Genomic DNA, 21,496 nt, shown 5'->3' with positions numbered 1-21,496 from the left:
CGATGCCATGTGACCGATGATCGCGAGAACGCCCGACAGCGGGGTCGGATCTCCACCGGTACGCGCTGGCAGGAATGCGGCGACTACTCCCGGGGCGGGCCTGGCCCGTGATGCGCGACAGACCGGCCTCGGATGACGAGTGGCGCTGCCCAGCTCAGACCTGGGCGAGTCCTCCGTCGACGAAGAACTCGGCACCGGTGGTGAAGCTGCTGGCATCGGTTGCCAGGACGAGCGCCGCTGCGGCTACCTCGTCCGGGTCTCCCAACCGGCCGAGGGGCATGCCGGCCAGGAGAGCATCCCTGAAGTCGGTCCCCTGAGCCGGATCGGCCACGATGCCGGAGAACAAGGGGGTCTCGATCGGACCTGGGCTGACGGCATTGACCCGGATGCGGCGCCCCGCCAGCTCCACCGCCCAGGTCCGCGCGAAGTTGCGGACGGCGGCCTTGGCGGCGCTGTAGACGCTCGACGCCTCGACGCCCTTGGATGCGGCGATGGACGACGTCAGGATGACCGACGCGCCATCCGACAGCAGCGGCAGCGCCTTCTGCACCGTGAACAGCAGCCCCCGGACGTTGATGCCGAAGACGCGGTCGAAATGGTCCTGGCTGACGTCTTCAAGCCGCGCGAGCTCGGCCACACCCGCGTTCGCGAACAGCACGTCGATGCGGCCGCTGTGGTCCCCGACCCGGGTGTAGAGGCGGTCGAGATCTTCGAGCGAGGACACGTCGCTGCGCACAGCGATGGCTTGCCCGCGGGCATTCTGCGCGTTGATCGCCTTCACCACGGTGTCCAACTCGGCCTGGCGTCGACCGGTGACGAACACGGTCGCCCCTTCCAAGGCGAAACGCCTCGCGGTCGCCGCCCCAATTCCCGCCGAACCGCCGGTGACCACGGCAACCTTCCCTTCGAGCTGCCCCATGAGACATCCCTCCCCCGCCGATGCTCCCCGTGCCCGAGCCACGGTCACATGGCCCTTCGCCCTCAGAACACATGTGCGCGAACCTGACTTCGGGTCTCTGGGGCCACGCTTGCGCGACGACCGTTGTCGACGTCCGCCATGACCAGCGCGCTGGCCGAGGCTCGAACGGTGTCGGATGCCCGCCGGGTCAGGGCAGGTGCGCGAGCACGTTGACCACCGTGCCGCCGGGGTCCTCCACGAAGAAGCGACGTACGCCCCACGGCTCGTCGGTGAGCGGATATACGACGCGCAAACCGCGGCGGACGGACTCGGCGTGGGCCGCATCAACCGCCGCCGGTTCGCCGACGTCGATCCCGAAGCGCGGCGCGGGGGCTTCCATTCCGCGTGGCGAGATGATGACTTGAGCCGTGGGGTTGTTCGGCGACCTCAGGCAGAGGACGGGATCTTCCATCGCGATCTCGAGACCGAACACCCCGACGTAGAAATCGCGCGACGCGGCGAGATCGTCCCCGTCGGCGTAGGAAAGGATTCTCCTGATCATCACCACATCATCGTCGCCGCGCTCATTACGTGCCTTGAACGAATGGAAGCCTCACCACCAGCGGCGCACGACCTCGAACTGGGCCAGCCCCGCTCGTCCGCCAGCTTCGCACCACGGCAGGATTCGAGCCCGCTCTGGGAGACCTCGCTTCCTGGCCATTTCCGGGGTCTTCGCCGTGACCTCGACGGATTCCGGTTGCGGACGCCGGGTTTGGCCCAGACGGGCGCTCGTGTCACCTTCGCCATCGCAGGTGGTGGGTCACCCCGCTCGGGCTGGGCACGACCTCGAGGTGGAACCGGTCGAGCAGCTCCTCGGGCGACTCTCAGAGCCGCACCCCGGATCCGAGCTCCACCTGCGAGCGCGAGCAGCGGGTTCTGGCGGATCATTGCCGATCTTGCTCCGGCGAAGGAGCGTCTTGAGGTGCTGCGTGCCCTTCGGCAGCGCCAGCGCCGCCGGGTTCCTGGGGTGCGGTGGTTGCGGTGCGGTAGAACTCGGCCGCGGTGACGGTGGCGGGGACGCCGAGTTCGGCGGCTACCGCGGTGATCGCGGTGGCGCCGACGGCGAGGTCGGCTTGGCCGTCGGTGGTGAAGTGCGGTGCGATGAACGTCTCGTAGTGTGCTCGGGCTTCGGCTGCGGTGTGCCGGCCGAGGAACGCCTGGAGGTGCCGCACCGTGGTGTCGGGTTCGTCGTGGATCACCTGCAGCGCGCGCCGGTGGGCTCGTACGACGGCCTGAACGGCGGGGGCGTCCGGGTCGATGCGGGTGGGGTCGACGGCCACACCCACGGTGGGGATCTGGAAGTGGTCGCCGACCCAGGCCGGCACCTGCCAGCCGTGCTCGGCGGCTATCGCCTCCGGTGCCATCGTGCTGCCGACCAGGGCGGCGTCGATCTTGCCGTCGTGCAGCCAGCGCAGGTCCATGCCGTAGTCGCCGGGCGGGCGGACGATGCTGCGGATGTCGCGGTCCGGGTCGAGACCGCCCTGCCGCAGCACGATCCGGGCGAAGACCCCGGGTGCGGTGCGGGGAGCGTGCACGGCCAGCCGTCGGCCGGCCAGGTCGGCCAGGGAGGGCAGGCCGGGGCCGGCGAGGAACCAGAACAGCGGGCGGTGGGTGTTGACGTTGAGCGCGACCCAGGGGATGCCATCGGTCAGCCGGGACAGCAGTGCCCGGCCGAGCCCGATGGTGGCGCCGTGGCGCAGCCGCTCCTCGTCCCAGGAGCAGCCGTCGCGCAGCGCGACGTGGACGCCCTCGTCGGCGTAGTAGTCCTGCTGGTCGGCGATGTAGGCGACCAGTTCCTCGTGCAGGCCCCGCCCGACGTAGGCGAGATCGATCGTGTGCATGAACGCCTTCCCGTGAACGTGTCGCCGCCATCCGCCCGCGTGTGCCGCCTGGCTGCTGCGGGGCAAGGGACAACGGGGCCGTCAGTCAGTACATGGACATCCCGCCGTTGACCGCGGCCGTGGTACCGGTCATGAAGGAGTTGTCCTCGCTGGCGTAGAAGGCGACCGCTTGGGCGACGTCGCCCGTGCGCGCCAAGCGGCCCAGGGGGGTCGCGGCCACCTGCCGCTGCTTGAGCTCCTCGTCGAACACACCCACCATCCGGGTGTCCTCCACCGGGCCGGGCTCGACGACGTTGACCGTGATGCCCCGGGGGCCCAGTTCCTGGGCGAGGTACCGCGCGAACTGCGCCAGTGCGGCCTTCGCCGTGCCCAGTGCGATCATGCCCGCCCGGGGCCGGCGGCTGAGGCCGGTACCGAGATAGATGATGCGCCCCCAGCCTTGTTCGGTCATGGCGGGCAGGACGGCTTTGGTGACAGTGAACGCCGCGCGCATCTCGTCGTCGAGCTTGCCGCTCAGTTCTTCCCACGTCATGTCCTGGAACGGCTTGATCGCGTACGGGGTGAGCGCGTTGTGCACGAGCACGTCGGTGCCGCCCCATGCCGCCTGGATCTGCTCGATCATGCGCTCAACCGCCGTTGCCTCGCGCACGTCGGCCTGCGCAGCCATCGCCTGACCGCCCGCGGCCTCGATGCCGGCCACGACCTCCTCGGCTGCCGTGCTGCTGCGGAGGTAGTTGACCACCACGCGCATCCCTCGCGCGGCCAGGAGGCGCGCGGTGGCCGCTCCGATTCCGCTGCTGGCCCCTGTCACCAATGCGACCCTGCCGGTTTCCCCAGTCACGTGCCCACCTCCTGCTCATCATCGCGGGCCGTCGGCATGACCGCCCGGGTTGCTCATCGCCGATGCCGGGGTGTGCCGAAGGGATCGCCCCGCAGAGCACGGTGTCGACGGTCGCCCGCAGCAGATCGGCCCCGGTCCGGTTGGGTTCGCGCGGCAACTGCGAGGTGAGCGGCCGCTCCAACGCGATTCCGCTCAAAGTTCAGGCGGGCGCGAAGAACAGTCGGCTGGCCGCCGCGTCAGCACCCGCACCCTCGGAAACTCGAGGAACCCATCTGCGTCGCCATCGAGCCGGGTCAGCGCGCGAGCCAGTCCCGGTAGGTGGTCTTGGCGATGACGGTGTCGTCCTTGGCGATCAAGGCGTCGCCCGAGGCGGCGGCGAACATGCCGGCGCTGTCGTCGGTGACGACGGTGCGGTGGTCACCACGGGCGGCGAGGGTGATCGTGCCCAGCTCGTCGAGCGCGAAGACCTCGGGCCCGGCGACGTTGCGGGTGCTCAGCAGCGGGGTGCCCACGGCGACGTCGGCCACGGCATGGGCGACGTCGGCCGCAGACATGGGCTGGACGCGTGTGGTGGGCAGGCGGACCGTGTTCTCGTCGGCGGTCCAGGACAGCGCTGCGTCGATGAACTCGAAGAACTGCGTGGCGCGCACGATCGAGTAAGGCACGGGGCCAGCCTTGAGGATTTCCTCCTGCAGCACCTTGGCGCGGTAGTAGACCAGGTCCGGCACCTGATCGGCACCCACGATCGAGAGGACGACCGCGTGGCCGACCCCGGCTGCCTTGGCAGACGCCATCAGGTTGTGCATGGTCTTCTGGAAGAACTCGAGCGAGGCGTCGTCGAAGGTCGGCGAGTTCGTCAGGTTGACGACGACGTCGGCCCCGTCCAGCGCCTCGGGCAGGCCCTGCCCGCTGAGCAGGTCCAGACCGGTGGACGGTGAGTGCGGCACCGCCTCGTGCCCGCTCGTGTTCAGGATCTTGACCACCTGCGATCCGATGAGCCCCGTCCCACCGATGACAGCGATTTTCATTTCTCCGACCTTCCCTGTTCTCCCGGATGCGGCTGAGTGCGAGGTCAGTCCGTGCGCTGTGCCCGACGGTCTTCGCGCCGGCGGAGCTCTTCCTCGTCCACGAAGGTGAGCATGGGTTGGTCCGGTTCGCAGAGCATGGTGACGGTGAAGCGCACCGGGATATCGGCGCGGTTGTTGCCGTCCTGGTAGTGGATGACGTCGCCGCCCGGCTCCCAGAACGCCTCGCCAGCCCGGACGACGCGCGCCGGCTCCCCCTCGAGCTCGAACACCATCTCGCCCTCCAGCACGTAGCCGAAGGCCGGACCGGCGTGCCGATGCGGAGGGTTGCCGGGGTCGCCCGGAGGGAACTCGACGACGATGGTCATCGCGTGCGCACCCGACGGGATGAAGGGCGGCTCCGCCTCCTGCACCACGGTGATCGCCGACTGCCACTCGTCCGATCGTGGCTTCTGCCCGGCGGTCGTCGACTCGATGTCCGACATGGAAAGACCTCCCTGATGGGGAACGAGGCTTCGGAAAGGCCCGCACGGACCTCCAGATGAGGAAAGGTCAGCTACCCCGCCCCGGCGCGGCGCGGGTGCCGTCGCCACCACCTCCTTCGCCGCGAGGTGCCCTGGCTGAAGTGCAGCATCGCGCCCGGTGGCGAAGACAGAGGCGGAGGTCATCGCTGGGGCTGGTTGAGCAGTCGACTGCTCAGGACGTGGAGCCGGGAGGCCACCGACGCCGTTGAGCGCGTCCTGGAAAGCTAGGCCCGATCGTTTTATGCACGTGAAGTGCACGCACGATCTTCAGAAAAGCCGGTGGCCAAGATGATCCCCGTTGGAGATCACTCCCCAGGCTCCAGCCCACGCGGCCGACATCGCGCGAGGTCCGCGTCGTCTCCAACGAATCCCCGGCCGGCCAGCAGAAACCGGCCCGTGCGGCGCAATTCGCACCGTTCGACCGCCTCGCCCGGTGATAGGCGTGCCGATCGGGCGTTCACGTGTTGGCAGCAGTCGTTTCCTCATTGCTGGCGCAGCACTACGCTCCCGTCTCGGCAGGGGATCAGATGTCGGCCGCAGCTTGCCCGCTTGATTCGATGACTGTCAAGATAGATGAATGTCGAAACAAGAGGCGCCGGCCGACGACGCGGCCCTGTGCTGTTCGCCGGTGATGCGGGAGCCGTTGACCGCGGAGCAGTCGGCCGAGCTGGCGCGGGTGTTCAAGGCGATCGGCGAGCCGGTGCGGCTGCGGCTGCTGTCGCTGATCGCCTCGCACGCGGGCGGGGAGGCGTGCGTGTGCGATTTGACCGGGGCGTTCGAGCTGTCCGGGCCGACGATCTCGCACCACCTCAAGGTGCTGCGAGAGGCCGGGGTGATCGAGGGCGAACGACGCGCGACCTGGATCTACTACCGCGTGCGCCCCGAGACCCTGCGGGCCGTCTCGTCCGCGCTCGTGCCCGCCGACGCCGGAACGGTCACCGCGTGACCCGGGCGGCAGAAGCACCGGTGGTCGCGCGCTTGTCGACGCTGGACCGGCTGCTGCCGGTGTGGATCGGCGCAGCCATGACGGCCGGTCTGCTGGCCGGGCGCTGGATCCCCGGTCTCGGCCTGGCTCTGGACGCGGTGCAAGTCGATGGGATCTCGTTGCCGATCGCGCTGGGCCTGCTGGTGATGATGTACCCGGTGCTGGCCAAGGTCCGCTACAACCGGCTGGACACCGTCACCACCGACAAGCGGCTCATGGTCTCCTCGCTGGTGCTCAACTGGGTCGTGGGCCCGGCGGTGATGTTCGCGCTGGCCTGGGTGTTCCTGCCCGACCTGCCCGAGTACCGCACCGGACTGATCGTCGTGGGCCTGGCGCGCTGCATCGCAATGGTGATCATCTGGAACGATCTCGCCTGCGGCGACCGGGAAGCCGCCGCCGTCCTGGTGGCGCTGAACTCGGTGTTCCAGGTGATCGCGTTCGCCGGTCTCGGCTGGTTCTACCTCTCGGTGCTGCCCGGCTGGCTCGGCCTGCCGCAGGTCGGACTGGAGGTCTCGGCGTGGCAGATCGCCAAGTCCGTCCTGATCTTCCTCGGTATCCCGCTGATCACCGGATACCTGACCCGCGAACTCGGCGAACGCGTCAAGGGACGGAACTGGTACGAAACCCGCTTCCTGCCCAAGATCGGGCCGGTCGCCCTCTACGGACTGCTGTTCACCATCGTGATCCTCTTCGCGCTGCAAGGCGACCAGATCACCAGCCAACCTGTCGACGTCATCCGGATCGCCTTGCCGTTGCTGGCCTACTTCGCGATCATCTGGGCCAGCTCGTTCGCGCTGGGCAAGGTCATCGGGCTGAGCTACGAGCGGTCGGTGACGCTGTCGTTCACCGCAGCAGGCAACAACTTCGAACTCGCCATCGCGGTCGCCATCGCCACCTTCGGCGTCACCAGCGGCCAAGCCCTCGCCGGGGTCGTCGGCCCCCTGATCGAAGTGCCCGTGCTGGTTGCCCTCGTCTACGTCTCCCTGGCCGCCCGCCGCTGGTTCACCACCCCACCGCGGCGGTCGGCACCGAGCACGCCCCGCACCACCTCGTGAGCCCCCCTGGAGTGATCGTGTCCCGCACCCCCGAAGTCCTGTTCGTCTGCGTGCACAACGCCGGACGCTCCCAAATGGCCGCCGCCCTGCTGCAGCACCACGCCCGGGGCAAAGTAGCCGTGCGTTCGGCCGGATCCACCCCGGCCGAGACCATCAATCCCGCTGTCCTCGCAGTGCTGGGCGAGCTCGGCCTCGACCTTTCGGCGGAGTTCCCGAAGAAGCTCACCACCGACGCCGTGGAAGCCGCGGACGTGGTGATCACCATGAGTTGCGGTGACGCCTGCCCCGTCTTCCCCGGCAAGCGCTACCTGGACTGGCAACTCGAAGACCCCGCCGGAAAAGGCGTCGACGAAGTCCGAAAGATCCGCGACGACATCGACCGCCGCGTCCGAGACCTCCTCGCCGAACTGACCCCCAGCACCGAGGACGACGACCGGTGACCGCCGCGGATCGGGAGACTGCGCCGACGAGCCTCTGAACGTTTTGAACGGGAAAGCCTGATCGGCAACGAGGCCCCCTCGGTTCGGTGTCGATCAATAGCCGTTGCTGACGTCGCACCCGCCGACTTCGGCTGCGCCGAACTGATCCCGCCGATCGAACGCCGGTGACTTTTGGCTCTGCCGGGCCACTGCGGCACGGGGACGGCCACTGTCGCTCAGAACTCGCTGAGTTCAGGGCAAATCCCGCTTGTATGTCCGTTGTGGATCGAAAACGGTAGCGGCCCGACCTTGACCCACAGCGCGGTTCGGCTCGGGCTTGTCGACGTGATCGAGCTCGTGGCTCCGTCCCACCACCTTTGGCGAGGCGACCTATCGCCGTAGCGGAACCCCGAACCCTCTGATCCGGTTTCGTGATCGACTACGTTTAGCGTTGTCTGACAACACCTTTCGCCACCTGCATGAGACCAGGTTTCCTATTTCGCCCTGTCTGCCGCCTTTGGCCGTCGCTTGCGGGTGATCGTTGGCGATGAATTGGCAACATCCCCGGCTCACACTCGGCACGGAGCCGGTCTTCCAGATGGCGAGCAGAACTCGTCAAGGCTCGCGTCAGGGCAAGGCAGTCGTCTTGCGGCTGCCTCCCGCACGTCGGCCACCAGATACTCAGCGGGACGGTGCCATCTGGAGGGGAAGGCTGTCGGCGGCGTGAAAACCGGACGCGGCGTGGCAACGTGCGTAAGCCGCGGCCACAACTTCGCGATGATCCGCCCCGAACCAGTCAACGGTCGGATTGTCGATTCCCTATCGGTTGCAGCGCTGAACGCCGACTGGTCATAGCCCTCGTCGGGCATGAAGCCAGGTAGCAGCCCTGGTCGGCGAGGCTCGAGAGAGCCATGCGTCCTGGACGACTTCGGTCAGTTCCCGCAGGGTGAGTTCCCCGATCCGGCTGGCCCGGGCCAGTACCGACAGGTGGCCGTCGAAATGAGGCGTGGTGAAGAAAGGCGACCCTTGATCCTGAATCAGGGCCTGCTTGTCGGATTCGGACGGCACCCAGAACACGATCACGTCCGGGTAGCGTTCGCCGGTTTCGGGGTCGACGGCATCGGGGCGGGGATTGCGAAAGAACACGAACGATTTCTTTCCAACCTGGTAGACCGGGTTGCCACCGGAGCCGTGGACGACCGTGACGTGGGGCATCCCTAACGCCAGCTCGTGCACGTCCTCGACCCGCGCTCGGCGCGATCTAGCCGACATGGAAGCAGGGTACGGCGCGCCCGAGGCTCGCACCATCGGCGCTATTCGGCCCTACAACGGCCCGCGACCACCTGAGAACTCAGGGGCAGGACGTCCAACGGCGCGGCTCGCACGGCCCGCCAGCACCGGAGCCTCACCCGATCAAACACACCAAAACCAGCAAATTCGGAGATGGCATCGATCCTGCTTCCCCGCTTTCATCCGGAGGCACGTGTGCCCTGGGATCATCAGGCGAGCGTTCGATGCCCGGTGCCGCTGGTCGGCGTTGCCCTCGTCAGGTTGTGCTGTGCGCGGCGTCGAATGGGGATCGGCAGGTAATTCGCCACCCGTGCCGATGGGATGAATTCGGCTGCCGCGGCGTCCAACGCCGCTGACACCTGCGCCTGGGGTGTTGCCGGAAACATGCGGGACAGTTCCTCGTACACCAGGCCGAGCTCACGCCCGAGCCATTCGTGATCGATGTTGTCCATGCCGCACGCCCCACTTCCACGCGACAAGATCGACGGACAACCAGATTGTCCCCAGGCCGAGAGCCCTATCGCCTAGCTCGACTGCCCAGTCGCTCGCTGTCAGCTCGAGGAGCCAGACTTCCCCTCGCGGGCCCCGGCGCCTGCACGCTGGGTGATCGCGGTACCCACGCCGATCACCGCTGCCACCGGCCACTCAATCACCGACAATGCCGCCAACGCCCCCAGTCCGCCGTAAAAGGCCATCATCTGTGGGGAAGGCAGATTCTCCCGCACGGTGTTGACCGCGCCCGCGAGATCATCACGCGTAGGAATGTAGTGATCGGGCTTGTGGAACTCGGCGCTCATGCCAGGCAGATTCACCGTCATCGCCTCGCGACCCGTCGTCGCCGTCACCTCGCTATCCGCCGGCCTCCGCTGCTTAGTAGCCATGATTCCTCCCAAGTAGCTTGCCGAGAAGCCAACATCGTCCCGGCGGTGACGCCTCCTTTTGGCCTCGGGTACCCCACCGCGGGCGAGCTCATGCGCGCCCTCGCGATGCTGACGCAGCATCACCACGAACCTGCTGCTCAGCCCTGACCACCGGGCTCGGTGCTCGCGTCGCTGCTCCCCATCCAGCTTCCGGTCCCGCCGCCAACGGTCGCTCCGGGTATCCGGGCATGCCTGCCGCCATGAGTGGCTGCCGAGTTTGACGTGGAATGGGAGCACGTTCTCTACCGCGCGAAGCAGCCACCCGATCTGACCGAGGTGTTTGAGCTGCTGCCCAAGTGGCGGCACCTCACCCATGCCGAGCATGTTGCCCCAGGCATCTACCTTCGGCTGCTGGCCAAGTCCGAGCAGATCACCGGTGCTGGCCAGAATCCCGATGCCGTGCCTCTGGAGGACATGCAGGCCGTGATCCGGCAACGGTTGGGCCAGCCTAGGTGCATCAATCGGCTCGCCAAGTGTGATCGTCCGTTGTGAGCGTTACCGGACGCGGCGGGGTTGTTGCGGCGGGGTTGTTACAGGTGCTCCGGTGGAATCTCCGCGTAGAGCTCTCTCAACTCGCGCAGCATCTTGTGGTCAACCGGCCACTCGGCACTATCCACAGACTTCACTGGCCTGACGCCGGTTGCCGCGTTGGTCGCGAACGCAGCGTCCATGTTGTGCAGGTCGGCGGGCGCGAGCGGTTCTGTGATGCCTGGCTCGGCAAGCACCTGACGCAGCAAGGCCATCGTGACTCCGGGCAGGCACTCCGTACGTGGCCAAATGATCTGATCGCCTCGCACAAACCCAATGTTCGAGGTGACAATTTCCGAAATGGTGCCGTCAGCGTTCATGAACAGCACATCGTCGAACCCTTCGCGTTGCGCTGAACGCCGATGCATCATCGCCCCGAACAGGCCGATGTGCTTCACAGCCGGGGCATCCCGGCGGTAGGAAACCGTTTGGAGCCGCCACGGCTTCGGCTGCCCCTGATCCGCAGAGCGTGTGGTCACCACGACGCATGGATCAGCGTCCGACCCGATGGTGCCCAGATCGAAAGCCGGATCGTAGACGGTCACCCTTGCCACCGTGGGTTGCGCGCTGCCCTTCAGGGCGTTCAAGACATACGCACGGACGCGATCGGTGTCGAGTTCCACGTTGAAGAGGTGCCGACAGTCACGCGCCAACCGCTCCATGTGGAGCGACAGGCCACGGACGCGGTTGTCCTCCACGAGCATCGACGTGAAGTGCCCGTAGTTCGTAAGCGCCAGCGCTTTGATCTGATCGATGCTGACAGCGGCGCCATTCAGTTCCATGCCTGGCAGCCTCCCACTTCGCACCCTCGCCACTGAACCAGCGCTGTACCCAAGTGCGGGTGACTTCAGCGCTAGGTGGGGTCTAGGACTGCATCTCTGCGGACACGATCATCATTGTGGAAAGTGGTTGTGTGGCGGAGGGGAAGGCTGTCCGTTCTGGCGGCCGCTAGTCGCGCTCGTGGCGACGCTTCTCGGCGAGGGCGCGCATCTCGGCAACAACGTCGTCGTAGCGCCATCGGTATTGACCGCCGGGCGTCACCAGGGCAGGGGTGATCAAGCCCTCCTTGGCGTAGTGCGAGATCGTCCGCCGCGCCAGGCCCAACTTCTTGGCCAGCTCGGTACTGGAAATCAGCGGCGACGCATCATCGGTCACGGCCTCATCGTCGATGCCCCGAACGACTGTCGCTGCCTTGCTTGCCTCGATAGGCACACAATACCCTGATTGCCCTGTTTTCCTTCTACAAGACCGCGCCGCGACCATCCTCGACGAGGCCGGGCTGACGCCTCGCGTGATCGCCGACCAGCCTGGGCACTCCCGGGTGTCGATGACGCAGGACGCGTACATGGGCCGGAAGGCGGTCAGCAGGCAGACGGCGGACGCCCCGGAACGCGCCCTGGATAGCTAAGCCCGCTCGAAAGGTGCACCAAAGGTGCACCGGACGATCACCAAACAAGAAACCCCAGGCCGTGTGACCTGGGGTTTTGGTGGGTCGCCTGGGGATCGAACCCAGAACCCGCGGATCTGGTTTCCAGGATCGACAACGCTTGCCGTTGTCTGTCAACACCTTTGGTTACCTGTGCGAACGCGAGGCACTGGTTTCCCTTTGGCTGCGGTTGTTTGCCATCGTTTGCGGGTGATTGTTGGCAATATATTGGCAACCTAAGCAGGTAGCACGCACTGCCGCCATGCTGTGCAATGGTGCCCCCGAGACTCGTCATCCCTCGGGGGCACCGCGGCGAGGATCCCCTGTTGTGGCCCCACCGCTACGAACGCTACCGCCACACAAGGCAACGGGCCTGCCGCCTTGAGGTGCATCACCTAGTTGTGGGTCACCGCTTGCGGAAGTGATCTAGGGATGATGTCTTGATCTTGCCCCTGGACTGCGCACCTAAATTTAAGTTGCGCGCCGCGAGTGACACCAGGCGGCAGAGCGCGGGGGCGGACGACCAGGACTTGCGTCCGCCCCCGCCTTTGGCGATGGATGGAGACGTACCCCCTCCTAGAGCGGGAACACCTCTCGGAGCCGGAGCACGCCAGAAATGCGTCTCGCCTCGAATGACGTTAACGCCGCCGGGCCGACACCGCATGGCTAATACGAACAGTTCCACCTCGAACAAGTGCGCAACACGATCCGTTTTGATCACTGGCACGGGACCGCAAGCAGGCAACCCCGTACGTGGCAAAACGGTTTCGGTGTCAGCTGGAGCGGCCAAGGCGACCACCCTTGCAGCGTGCCCAGCACCGTTTCTCAATGGCTCGCCCAGGCGACCAGTGGAGTCAGGACATCCGAGGTTCGGATCTCCATCTCGGCGGCTCCTGCGGGGACGCGGCCGGGAAGGGCTCGTTCATGTGGGCGCTTCTGCGCGCCCTGGCCCCGTTGATCCGGGCCGGTTACGTGCGGTTGTGGGTGATCGACCCCAAGGGCGGCATGGAGTTCGGCATCGGCGAGGAGATGTATTACGAGTTCGCCGAAAGCGACCAGGCCGGGCAGAAGCTGATCACGAAGTACACCAGCATTCTCGACGCCCGGAAGCTGGAGCTCGGCCGCCAAGGGGTCAGGACGTTCACGCCGTCGCTGGAGACGCCGCTGGAGTTGCTGATCTGCGATGAGCTCGCCGCGATGACCGCCTACGCGGACAAGGCGATTCGGGCACCGTTCGAGCTGGATCTCAGCAAGGCGCTCACGCAGTACCGGGCGGTGGGTGGCCGGACCGTGGCCGCGTCGCAGGAACCGACCAAGGACGTCATCCCGATGCGCGGTCTGTTCCCCACGAAGATCGCGCTACGGCTGGATTCCGCGTCGTATGTGGACATGTGCCTCGGCGAGGGCATGCGCGATGCGGGCGCGTTCGCAGACAAGATCCCCGAGTACCTCGCGGGCGTCGCCTACGTGAAGAAAGACGGCCGACGGGAACCCCTGCGGGTCCGTGCCGCCTACACCACCGACGACGACATCACCGAGCTCGTGAAGTACTGCACCGACCGGGGCGCGACCGTCACCCCGATCCGGCGCGAGGCCACCGACGACGAACACGCCGGGCAGGCCGAAAAGGACATCTACAGCTTCGACTTCGAGTCGATCGAAGATGCCGATGACGAGATCGAGGAGATCGGCTACTTCGAAGACGACGAGGGTGACGAAGAGATCGCCTGATCATTCCCCTGTTTCATGCGGCCCGCCCGGGCTCCCGAACAAGAGCAACCCGGGCGGGTCCTACCTCGCAATGGAGGCGTTACCCATGTTCGCAGAAGCGATGCTTTGCTTCACCACCGCCACGACCGCCCTGTACGGGCTGCGTTCATACCGGCTCGGGCGGCGCTGCTCTCGGCTCGGGCATCGGCTGCGGAGCGACTCGCTGACGGGCTTGGGCAACCGGGCGGCGCTGGTGGCCGCGTTCGAACGGGCTCGACGGTCGCCAGGCCTGCTCGGGGTGGCGCTCGGTGACCTCAACGGGTTCAAAGTGCTCAATGACACCCACGGACACCGCTTTGGGGATCGGGTGCTGCTCGAAGTCGCGGCGGTACTGCGGCACTGGGCTCCTGAAGTGAACATGATCCCGTTCCGGCTGCACGGCGACGAGTTCGCGCTCCCGCTGCCGGATGTGGCCGGCCACCCCGAGGCTGACCGCGCCGTCCGCTGTGTACAGACCGCAGTGTCCCGGTTGACCGAAGTCGACGGCCAGCCGATCGAAGTCTCGATGGCACTGGGCGTGGTTACCGCACCGACCACCATGCCGAACCTCTCCACGCTCCTGGCGATCGCCGATGACCGCATGTACGGCGACAAACACGCCACCGGGTCTGCAGTTTCAATTGAAACCGGGGGTCCAATTTCAATTGAAATTGCGGGGTTGACGCGGTGAAGGTGCCCTTCACCGCGAATAGTCGGCGGCGCGGCGGGGGCGCATGATCAGGGCGGCCACGTTGTCACCGAGTACGGCTCCTCGGCCAAGGATGCCTCCTACGGCGGCTGAAACCGGTAGCTGCCGCCGTTCCCTTGGTTTGGCAGGAAGTGGCCCGACGCGCAGTCTCGTGCAGATTCGGCGTACTCCAATCGTTGTGGTTCGGTTGCACCGCACTACCGCGTGCGTCAGAGCAAACTGCCTGGTGCTGGTTCACGCTTTGCCGCAACGGTTTTCGGCATCCCGGTCCACGCCTGCATGAGCTCACCGTAGTGCGGTGACCGGACAAGTAGATCGTCGTGCTCACCGAGCAGGGCCTGTCTGCCGTCCATGACCAGCACCTGGCGCGCGCGCCGCGCGGAGGCGAGCCGGTGGGCGATGATCACGAGGATTCCGCCACGTTCGGCGAAAACCCGCTCTGCTCGCGCCTCGGCAGCACCGTCGAGGTGCGTGGTGGCTTCATCCAGGACAATGATCCGAGCCGGGCTCGCATAAACCCTGGCGAGAGCCAACAACTGGCGTTCCCCCGAGGACAGTCCGATGCCTCCGTGCGCGAGCGCACCGGACAATCCGCCGAGCCTCTCGACCAGACCGCCGGCGCCGACCGCGCCGGCCGCCGTCAGCAGGTGGGTGTCGTCGGCGTCGGGCGCCAGCAAGGCGAGATTCTCCCGGACACTGCCGGCGAACAGGTAGGTCTCCTGGGGAGTGAACGTGATGATCCGGGCGCGGTGCGCGGGATCGACGGCGTTGATCGGTACTCCGCCGAGCAGGACCTCGCCTTGGCATGGCGTGACGGTTCCGGTCAGAAGCCCGGCGAGGGTGGATTTGCCGATCCCGCTAGGGCCGACCACCGCCAGGTGGTCGCCGGGACGTAGCTGGAGTTCGAAGTCGCGCAGCACGGGTTCGGCGTGGCCGCCCCAGCGATGCGTCAGCGTCCGCACCGTGATTGTGCCGTCGCTCGGCTCGGCCCCACCGTTTCGTCGCACCGGTGGCTGAGCCTCCCCGAGCCGATTAAGCGTGACGAGCAGCCGCAGCACCACTGTGCTCATGGTCGCGGCGAATCCGTGCAAGGCCGGCTGCAGTGTCCCCGTCAGGTACACCAGCACTCCGACCACGGCTCCCGCACTGAGCCGTCCGTCGGTGTTCATACCGGGCGCTGCTGCGAGCACGAGGACAATTGGGAGAAAGCTACCGACCGCAACCACTGCGGTGCGCAGGGCTGCAGCGTTGGACATTCGGACGGTGGCGTTGGCCTGGGCGGTGATCGCCGCTCGAACCGTCGCGTCGGCGATGTTCTGGGCGCCGCATGCGACCACGTCTCGCGTGCCGGCAAGCACCGCTCCCGCAGTTGTGGCGGTGTGCTCGTCGGCCAGGGCCACTCCTCGTTGCCTGTGGGCCAGGGCAGGCAGCAGGCAGAGGAACACCCCTACTGCGACCACGACCGGCGGGCCGATGAGCCAAATCAACGGTCCCGACACCGTTGCCACTCCAGCGAGGGCGCCGACCACCATCACCACGAGCCCTCTAGCTTGCACGAGCAATCCGGCCGTCGCGTCCCGGACGATCTCCACATGCTGGGTGATCCGTGCGACGCCGGCGGCATCCGGACCGCCACGTGGCGGCGCGGTTTCATGCAGCACGCCTTGTACCACCGTGCGCACCAAGGTGTCGCGTAGCGGCTCGACGATCGTGCCGAGCCGTTGCCATACCAGCCGCACTCCGACCGTGCCTGCCACTGCGGCGGCGGCGAACGTGGCCAGCCAAGCAAACCCCACCGCGACCCGACCCGCGGCGAAACCCTCATCGACGGCTCTTTGCACGAGTCCACCGGACAGGAAAGCCGGCAGCGCCTCCAGCGCAGAGCATGCCAGCAGGACTGACCAGTCCCGCCAGCGCCCGGCAAGAGAGCGCCAGTATCCAGCTGTGACCGTCACGGCTGGCCCTCCTCGGTGAACACTGCGCGGTAGGCAGGATCGATCCAAAGGACGTCGTGCGGGGCGACGGCGCGAACCCGGCCGTCCTCCAACCACAAAACCGCGTCCGCGCGGCGCGCGGTGCCGGCCCGGTGTGTGACGACGATGCGGGTCAGATCCGGTAATTCGGTGGAGATGGCGGCCTCCACCCGCGCTTCCGTCACCGTGTCAAGGCTGGCGGTCGCGTCGTCGAGCACCAGCAGCCGGGGCCGTCGCACCAGGGCCCTGGCCAGTCCGATGCGCTGCGCCTCGCCACCGGAGAGCGGGGCTTGCGCGAGCGGAGTGCGGTACCTCGCAGGCAGGCGGTTGATGAGATCGTGGACATCGGCCATGCGGCAGGCCGAGCGGACGTCGTCCGCGTCCGCGCCGGTGCCGTATGCCACCGCTGCGCCGACCGTGTCGCCGAGCAGCGTGGGCCGTTCGAAGCCGTATCCGATGGCGGATCGGGCAACCACATGGGTGGCGAGCCCATCGAGCAGGACGTCACCTCGGTCCGGTCGGCGCAAGCCACCCAGAAGTTCGGCCAAGACCGACTTGCCCGAGCCCGACCGCCCGACCACGGCCACAGTGTCCCCGCCGGACACCACGAGGTCGACGTCTGAGAGCGCACCGTCTACCCCGACTCCGCTCAGCTCGAGCCTGCCCGGTCCGCGCGGCGGAAGCCGATGCGGTGCGGGTTCAGGAACGCCGTCGACCACCTCCGCGATCCGCGTGGCGCACGACCGCGCGCGGGCCAACGCGGTGAACAGCGGCATCTGCCGCACCAATCCCAGTCCGAGAGTCGTGTAACCGAGCGCGGCGAGCACGTCACCGACGCTGATGTCCCCGGTCAGAACCCCGACCCCAGCTGTGCCGAGCACCGCCACTTGAACACAAGGCTGCAGCAGACCAGACCGCCACATCATCCGCGCCTGTGTCCGCCACACTCCCGCGCCCGCCGCGCTCAGCTTGGGCAGAGGGCGTAGCACGCGTGCTGTCTCCTGGTCAGCCACACCTGCGGCGGCGATGGTGCGAAGGCCACCAACGGCGTCGAACAACCGGGCGCCAAGTTCGCTGGAACTTTCCTGGTAAGCCAGCAAATCCGTGGCGGTATGGCGCAGGTGGGAGCGCGCCAGCAGGATCGCGAGCGGTGTGGCACACAGGAACACGACGGCGATTCGCCAGTCGAGCAGTACGAGCGCGGTCACCGCTCCCGCCGACAACACCAGAGCCGTGCCCAACTGGACCACGTTCGCAGTGATCTGCCCGGCGCCTGTGCAGTCGCTGGAGATTCTGCTGACCGCGTCGCCGTTGGCAAGTCCAGACCGGTGACCGCCGCGGATCAGCCCGGCGACGAGGCGGGCCCGCAGGCGGGCGGTAGCCGAAGCGGTGACTCGCGCGGTCAGTGCCACTCCCATGACCTCGCCGAGGATTTGGATCGAACCCAGCGAAACCAGCCACATCACCCGGGCAGGTCCGTCATGTCCGGTGATGACGGCGTCGACGGCACCCGCGAGGGCACTAGGCAGCAGGAGACCGGCGGTGGCCGTCAGAAGGGCGGTGAGCACGAGCAAGGCGGCGGCACCCCGGTCCTGTACAACTACCGAGCGCAGCACGCGATCGCCCCCACCGGCCATCATGGGCCTGCTCCTTGTCGTTCGAGTTGCCTGCGGCCACACTGGGCGGTGCGGGAGCGGCGCACCTGTCCTGCGCCGCTCCCACACCTACGACCTTACTGGCAGGTCAGCAGGCTGACCGTGCTGTGCGCGCACGCCGCGAGCAGGCTCAGGTTGCTCGAGCCGCCGTAGTTGGAGTCGCTGTAGGCGAGCTCGTTCGGGGCGTCGAGTTCCTGCAGCTCCAGGATCGTTCCCATGATTTTTGTTCCCTTCATATCCATTTCGCTAACCGACCGTGATTCGGTCGGCGTCTTTGTGGGACGGATCAGGTGAGTGCGCCGAAGAAGGGCAGCACACGGCCATGACCGTCCAGGGTTGCGGCGACGGTCGTCAGCATCCCGGCACCTCCGGTACCGAGGTCCATTGACAGCCTTAGCAACTGGTTACCGGGGATCGCGATTCCACCGTCGCCATAAGGGATTGCGTGCCAGCCCAGGGCGGACAGGTGTCGGGCGATAGCTTCGGCCCAAATAGGGTCGGGTGCACGCCGGTGAGCCGCGGCCAGCGCCGCGAGCAGCCCACAGCGGCCGAACAGCAGGCCGGGATGGATAACGAACTCCCCAACGCAGCCGCGGAGCAGATCGGATTGCCGGCGTAGGCATGAAGCGTCCGGGTGCCGCGCGGCGAGTTCCTCCGCCACCAGCGCGATTCCCGCGCTGCCCACCGCCAGATATGGCAGGGTGCGGGCGTGGCCGTCGCGGACCTGGAGGACACCGTCGTCGGTGGTCACGCACTCGTCCAGATCCCGGCTGAGCGCGCGGTCGGCGAGTTCGAGCCAGCCGCGGTCGCCGGTGTCGTCATAGAGGTGGGTGAACAGCAGTGCCGGGCCGGACCAACCGTCGAGCAGCCCCGCCCGGCCGACCTCTCCCGGGGGCAGAGCGTGGGTCAGTGCGTCGGCGAGGTGGTCACCCAGGTTGTAGGCGTGTTCGCGGAACTCGCGGTCCTCCCTGCTACCGGCAAAATGCAAGAGGTTCAGTGCGATTCCGGACAGGCCTGCAGCGAAACCGTGGTCGCGGGTTTGCGTGACGAGAAGCTCGGCACCGTCAAGCAGCGCGTCCGCTTCGTCGTGATGACCGAGGTTCTCCAGCACGTAGGCGATTCCGTGCGCTCCGTCGAAGAAGCCAGGACGAGCAGGCGGTGTCCGGCGGACGGCGTCGACCAGCCAGCGTTCGTGCTCCGGGTAGCGGCCCGTTCCTGCGACATCCAATGCGTGCAGGACACCCGCCGCGCCATAGGCGAAACCGGTGCCACCGAGACGAAACTGCTCGATGTCGCCGGGGAACAACCGGTCGTCGCGTTCGGGCGTCGCGGAGCAGAGGATCGCTTCGGCGAGGCCTTTGCGCACCACGCCCCAGTCCGGATTCGGCTGGTCGAGCTCGGTCGCGGAGGAGTCGGCGTCAGCAGGACTCAGCTCACTGCGGATCGAGTCGCCGTAGCCGTTCGGGAGCGGGAACCTGCGCTCGATCACTTCGACGAATCCGGACAGTTTGCCCGGGGCGAGTTCCAGCACCGGATTCAGCGGTAGAAACATCCAGAGTTTCAGCGCGGCGAGCGCATACCGGTCGATGGCGACGCCAGTGCGGCCCTTGGGCGGGCGGAATCCGGGCGCTCCGAGCGCGGGACGTGGCGCGTCGTCGTCGGCGGAGGCCATCTCGAAGTCGATCAAGGAGACACCGTCGTCCTCGTCGACCAGCACGTTGAGCGCGTGCAGATCACCGAAGACCACCCCCCGTTCGTGCACGCGGTCCATCAGTCGCTCCACTTTTTCCAGCAGGGCAACGGCGCGGTCCGTGTAATCGGCGATTTCGTGCTCGTCCGGATGCTGCCGTGTGAGTGGATACCGACGCGCCAACCACGAGCCGAGCGGAATGCCGGGCACCAGGTCCATGTCGAGGAAGGTGTGCTCCCACACTTGGAAAAGCTCGTGCGCGGTGGGAATGCCGTCGATGTCTGCGAGGCGGCGCAGGATGTCGCTCTCACGACGCAGCCGGGCTACCGCATCGGTACCGTCGCGGTCCAGGCCTGCGTGCGGGCGGGCCTCCTTGAGCACGACCTGCTCACCGTCGGCGTCGCGCACGGCGCGGTAGACGCCGCCGCCGTTGGAGAAGTGCAGTGATGACGTCACGCGGTAGGGAAGCGCAGCGGGATCACCACTTTTGCGCGCGTTCAGCGATGCACTCAGGCAGTCGGGCACTTTAACCCAGTCGGGGAGGGAGAAACTGGCCCCGCGTTTGTCGGGAACCAGAGCTCCGTCCGGGCCCTGTATGGCGAGCACGCGAGCTCCGTCCAGCTCCACCGACCGCTCCACGAACCCGCCGTAACGGACGTATAATGGACCCGTCCCATAGCGAAGGTCGCTGAGGATGTATGGACCATCTTCGCCACGCAATTGCTGGGACAATTCAGCCAGCACCAGCTCCAGCTGATTCTCGTCAAGCGGATAAATTGTGACGAACTTGCCGCTCGCGGAGCGCGGCGCGTATTTGGTGTTGCGGGTCAGGAGAGCATTGGGGCTGTGCAAGTGTTTGAACGCGACACGCTCCCGCAGGCAGTACTCGTGGACGGTCGACAGCACCCTCTCCGCGTTGTCCAGCGTGGCCGAAACGTGCACCTTCCAGCCCTGATCGGGTAGATCGACGTCGTTCGGCCGCAGCATCCGCCACGTCCCGAGAGTACTCTCGATCCAGTCTTTTTCCGGTTCGGAAAGCAGGGCTGCGTAATCGTCGTGCAGACCGGAGGGTCGGTGTTGCTCGTCAAAAAAGAGCGGATCTGCGAAGCAGAAAGCCTCGTATCGAAGATCCATTCCAGCCCTCTCGGTGTGCGGACGTGAGCATGCGTTCAAGTTAGTGGAAACCGCCTCGGCAAGCGCAGGAAATTCCGGTGCCGGGCCGCCGATAAATTGCGCCACGTTTTTCCGGAATCGCCAAGACGCCGTTTCGGTGATCACCGTAGGCCGAACGAGTGTATACCAAAGGCGTGTTTCTCGGCAGAGAGTCACTTTACGTGACCTCGGCTCGAGTAAGATTCACCCGCTTGTACAGTAACAAGACCTCCTTTCAGGGAAAATGGTCGGCGCGGACATGGGGCCCGTCGTGGCGTGTCCGAGATCTCATGAATTCCGCTTTCTGCTCGTCCGTTGCGACGAGCGGTCGTTGGCCGAACGTTGTTCATTCCCCTTCGGGCACACCAGTCTGCCTATTTGGGCAATTGACTTGGTCCGCTAGAAGCGACGTCGGCTGGGACCGGCCACCGCTGGCCGAAGAGACGCGCGCCTGCCAACATCGTCACGCCACGAGGCGCCGTGCGAGCTGTCATGACGAAGACGAAGGCCCGCGTGCGAAGGAGGAGGTCTCTTCTCCCCGCATGTCGACACGCAGGGCCGGAGATTCGTTTTCTGGTCGTCGCGCTGCGAGCGATTCGCCGAATCGCGACAGGTCTTGTTGCGGTCTCCGACAAGCTCATCCTGATGCCGGCACTGAGCGCCGTGGCCACCCGCCAACAGCGCAGCATGCGAACTGGCTAGCCGGGCATTCCGCACATGAGGGTTGATCAACTCGGCCTGGTCGTCATGTTCTGG

General features: G+C 66.7%; 21 protein-coding genes and 1 pseudogene. 6 read left to right on the top strand and 16 right to left on the bottom strand.

Translation table 11 applies throughout. From position 1 onward, the window contains the following. Positions 1-154: 154 nt before the first annotated feature. From SSPN_RS0129690 to SSPN_RS0129665, 7 genes and pseudogenes are all read right to left on the bottom strand, one after another. On the bottom strand, positions 155-919 hold the full coding sequence (locus SSPN_RS0129690) for an SDR family NAD(P)-dependent oxidoreductase (protein WP_010312199.1): 765 nt from the start codon (positions 917-919) through the stop codon (positions 155-157). A gap of 187 nt (positions 920-1,106) precedes the next feature. Further along, entirely contained in the window at positions 1,107-1,460 is a 354-nt protein-coding gene (locus tag SSPN_RS0129685) for a VOC family protein (RefSeq protein ID WP_044575890.1), read from the bottom strand. A 232-nt stretch (positions 1,461-1,692) separates the two neighbouring features. Then, positions 1,693-1,818 (bottom strand): annotated as a pseudogene (locus SSPN_RS60585) (dihydrofolate reductase family protein); the annotation flags it as partial. A gap of 24 nt (positions 1,819-1,842) precedes the next feature. Next, positions 1,843-2,799, bottom strand: a complete 957-nt coding sequence (locus SSPN_RS0129680) for an ABC transporter substrate-binding protein (RefSeq protein WP_010312195.1) — start codon at positions 2,797-2,799, stop codon at positions 1,843-1,845. Between the two features lie 85 nt (positions 2,800-2,884). Further along, positions 2,885-3,640, bottom strand: a complete 756-nt coding sequence (locus tag SSPN_RS0129675) for an SDR family NAD(P)-dependent oxidoreductase (protein ID WP_010312194.1) — start codon at positions 3,638-3,640, stop codon at positions 2,885-2,887. A gap of 293 nt (positions 3,641-3,933) precedes the next feature. Further along, positions 3,934-4,668, bottom strand: coding sequence for an SDR family oxidoreductase (locus tag SSPN_RS0129670; RefSeq protein ID WP_010312192.1), 735 nt, complete (start codon positions 4,666-4,668; stop codon positions 3,934-3,936). Between the two features lie 44 nt (positions 4,669-4,712). Continuing rightward, a complete protein-coding gene (locus SSPN_RS0129665; RefSeq protein ID WP_010312190.1) occupies positions 4,713-5,150 on the bottom strand; it encodes a cupin domain-containing protein in 438 nt (145 codons plus the stop codon). A gap of 616 nt (positions 5,151-5,766) precedes the next feature. On the opposite strand from SSPN_RS0129665, the gene SSPN_RS0129660 reads away from it, so the two are divergent. From SSPN_RS0129660 to SSPN_RS0129650, 3 genes are all read left to right on the top strand, one after another. Next, positions 5,767-6,135, top strand: a complete 369-nt coding sequence (locus tag SSPN_RS0129660) for an ArsR/SmtB family transcription factor (RefSeq protein ID WP_010312188.1) — start codon at positions 5,767-5,769, stop codon at positions 6,133-6,135. 77 nt (positions 6,136-6,212) lie between these two features. Further along, complete coding sequence (gene arsB, locus SSPN_RS0129655; protein WP_237710840.1) at positions 6,213-7,229, top strand: ACR3 family arsenite efflux transporter; 1,017 nt, start codon at positions 6,213-6,215, stop codon at positions 7,227-7,229. Positions 7,230-7,246: 17 nt separating this feature from the next. Beyond that, complete coding sequence (locus SSPN_RS0129650) at positions 7,247-7,669, top strand: arsenate reductase ArsC (RefSeq protein WP_029535837.1); 423 nt, start codon at positions 7,247-7,249, stop codon at positions 7,667-7,669. A gap of 828 nt (positions 7,670-8,497) precedes the next feature. Here the strand turns inward: SSPN_RS0129650 and SSPN_RS0129645 are convergent. The 3 genes from SSPN_RS0129645 to SSPN_RS46495 form a co-directional block, all read right to left on the bottom strand. Next, entirely contained in the window at positions 8,498-8,884 is a 387-nt protein-coding gene (locus SSPN_RS0129645) for an MmcQ/YjbR family DNA-binding protein (protein WP_237710782.1), read from the bottom strand. A 263-nt stretch (positions 8,885-9,147) separates the two neighbouring features. Then, positions 9,148-9,390, bottom strand: coding sequence for a three-helix bundle dimerization domain-containing protein (locus SSPN_RS0129640; protein ID WP_010312180.1), 243 nt, complete (start codon positions 9,388-9,390; stop codon positions 9,148-9,150). Positions 9,391-9,489: 99 nt separating this feature from the next. Next, complete coding sequence (locus SSPN_RS46495; protein WP_044575885.1) at positions 9,490-9,819, bottom strand: hypothetical protein; 330 nt, start codon at positions 9,817-9,819, stop codon at positions 9,490-9,492. Positions 9,820-10,062: 243 nt separating this feature from the next. Here SSPN_RS46495 and SSPN_RS46490 point away from each other — a divergent pair, with 243 nt between their 5' ends. Then, positions 10,063-10,350: a DUF6247 family protein gene (locus tag SSPN_RS46490; protein WP_337466363.1), complete on the top strand. Its 288-nt coding sequence runs from the start codon at positions 10,063-10,065 to the stop codon at positions 10,348-10,350. A gap of 38 nt (positions 10,351-10,388) precedes the next feature. Here SSPN_RS46490 and SSPN_RS0129625 read toward each other — a convergent pair whose 3' ends face one another. After that, on the bottom strand, positions 10,389-11,168 hold the full coding sequence (locus tag SSPN_RS0129625) for an aminotransferase class IV family protein (RefSeq protein ID WP_010312175.1): 780 nt from the start codon (positions 11,166-11,168) through the stop codon (positions 10,389-10,391). Between the two features lie 166 nt (positions 11,169-11,334). After that, positions 11,335-11,541 carry a MerR family DNA-binding transcriptional regulator gene (locus SSPN_RS57915; protein ID WP_010312172.1) on the bottom strand — a complete coding sequence of 69 codons (207 nt, stop codon included), beginning with the start codon at positions 11,539-11,541 and terminating at the stop codon, positions 11,335-11,337. 1,099 nt (positions 11,542-12,640) lie between these two features. On the opposite strand from SSPN_RS57915, the gene SSPN_RS46480 reads away from it, so the two are divergent. Then, complete coding sequence (locus SSPN_RS46480) at positions 12,641-13,543, top strand: hypothetical protein (protein ID WP_237710781.1); 903 nt, start codon at positions 12,641-12,643, stop codon at positions 13,541-13,543. Positions 13,544-13,628: 85 nt separating this feature from the next. Continuing rightward, positions 13,629-14,252 (top strand): GGDEF domain-containing protein, encoded by a 624-nt coding sequence (locus SSPN_RS49425; protein WP_010312165.1) that lies wholly within the window; start codon positions 13,629-13,631, stop codon positions 14,250-14,252. Positions 14,253-14,479: 227 nt separating this feature from the next. Here SSPN_RS49425 and SSPN_RS0129600 read toward each other — a convergent pair whose 3' ends face one another. The 4 genes from SSPN_RS0129600 to lanKC all read right to left on the bottom strand — a co-directional run bounded on the left by SSPN_RS0129600 (position 14,480) and on the right by lanKC (position 20,722). Beyond that, complete coding sequence (locus tag SSPN_RS0129600) at positions 14,480-16,225, bottom strand: ATP-binding cassette domain-containing protein (protein ID WP_010312163.1); 1,746 nt, start codon at positions 16,223-16,225, stop codon at positions 14,480-14,482. Continuing rightward, on the bottom strand, positions 16,222-17,880 hold the full coding sequence (locus SSPN_RS0129595) for an ABC transporter ATP-binding protein (RefSeq protein ID WP_029535833.1): 1,659 nt from the start codon (positions 17,878-17,880) through the stop codon (positions 16,222-16,224). Before SSPN_RS0129595 ends, SSPN_RS0129600 begins: the two co-directional genes overlap by 4 nt. Before the next feature lie 95 nt (positions 17,881-17,975). Continuing rightward, on the bottom strand, positions 17,976-18,116 hold the full coding sequence (locus tag SSPN_RS53950; RefSeq protein WP_010312159.1) for a SapB/AmfS family lanthipeptide: 141 nt from the start codon (positions 18,114-18,116) through the stop codon (positions 17,976-17,978). 68 nt (positions 18,117-18,184) lie between these two features. Continuing rightward, complete coding sequence (gene lanKC / locus SSPN_RS0129585) at positions 18,185-20,722, bottom strand: class III lanthionine synthetase LanKC (RefSeq protein ID WP_010312157.1); 2,538 nt, start codon at positions 20,720-20,722, stop codon at positions 18,185-18,187. Positions 20,723-21,496: the final 774 nt, after the last annotated feature.

This window comes from Saccharopolyspora spinosa NRRL 18395, from assembly GCF_000194155.1.
GTDB classification, from domain to species: domain Bacteria; phylum Actinomycetota; class Actinomycetes; order Mycobacteriales; family Pseudonocardiaceae; genus Saccharopolyspora; species Saccharopolyspora spinosa.
The sequence above is the reverse complement of the archived record's forward strand: the minus strand, read 5'-3'. Positions and strand labels throughout refer to the sequence as shown.